General features: G+C 58.3%; 1 protein-coding gene. It reads right to left on the reverse strand.

Translation table 11 applies throughout. The features are described 5' to 3' along the window. Window positions 1-44 precede the first annotated feature (44 nt). Entirely contained in the window at window positions 45-839 is a 795-nt protein-coding gene (locus tag CW742_RS14985; RefSeq protein WP_342764897.1) for a DEAD/DEAH box helicase, read from the reverse strand. Window positions 840-1,051: the final 212 nt, after the last annotated feature.

The following is a 1,051-nucleotide window of genomic DNA, read 5'->3' on the forward strand; positions in this document are numbered from 1 at the left end:
CGGGTTGGGGTCCGTTGTGGGATCTGGGGATGGATGTCCGCGAGTTACCGCCTCGAGCGTTTTTCACGCGTCGGCACCGCAAAGTGGAGCGAGGCAAGGAGCCCGAGACGGTCTTCGATAAGGGCGTTGATAGTCTGGATTGCAGCCTTCAGATCCGAAGGGAGGTCGATGGAGATGTATTCGAGTTCGCGTTCGAAAACATACGGCCGTACATCAGGATCGTTCTCGGTCCGTGTCTCGACATGGGCGATCGCGAGGTTGGCGCAGACCTCCTGCACCTTCTCCTGGGCCCCGCCCGGTGATGCAGTCATGGCGAGGATGAGGGGCTTATCGGCTGTCGCCATATAGCGCTGGGCCAGGAAGACATATGCATAGTTCCCCACGGCACGGTGGCATTCGTCCACGATAAGGAGTGACACATCGGAGAGCGTGTAACGCCCGGCAATGAGGTCGTTTTTGATTACCTGGGGGGTCGCAAGGATGACGGACGCCCGGTTCCAGTCAGCGGACCGCTCATCGGGAGGGGCTTCTCCGGTGAACATCACAAACGGGGATGCATCCGATCCTTCAGACCCCTCGGGGTTCTTTGCGAGCAGGTATTTCTCAAAATAGCGGAGGTGCTGCTCCACGAGCGGTTTGGTCGGGGCGAGCATCAGTACCCGGCCCCCCTCGTTGTAGAGCCGGGATGCGGCAACGAGCAGGGAGACGGCGGTTTTGCCAAGACCCGTGGGGAGGATCACCATGGTGTTGGCATCCAGTGCCTTCATCGCGATGGAGAGCTGGTACTCGCGCTTCTCGATGGCGTCCGGTTTGATGAGGGGGTGGCTGATGAATGCCATTGGTTGGTGAGAGGGTTGGTCTGCCCGGGTAATAAGAGGATTGTGGGTGAGGGGAAAATGTGGAATTGATTGGAGGTTGGCCGGTTTTCTTGAGAAATGAATAGCAAAATCCTCTGCGATGTTGCGAGCCTTCCCACCCCCTTCGGGGTGCTGAGGGTCTTCAAACCCGAAGCATGAGAAGAACGCTCTGCGTTCTTCGATTCGTTGTCGCT

This window comes from Methanoregula sp., assembly GCF_002835825.1.
Classification (GTDB): Archaea; Halobacteriota; Methanomicrobia; order Methanomicrobiales; family Methanospirillaceae; genus Methanoregula.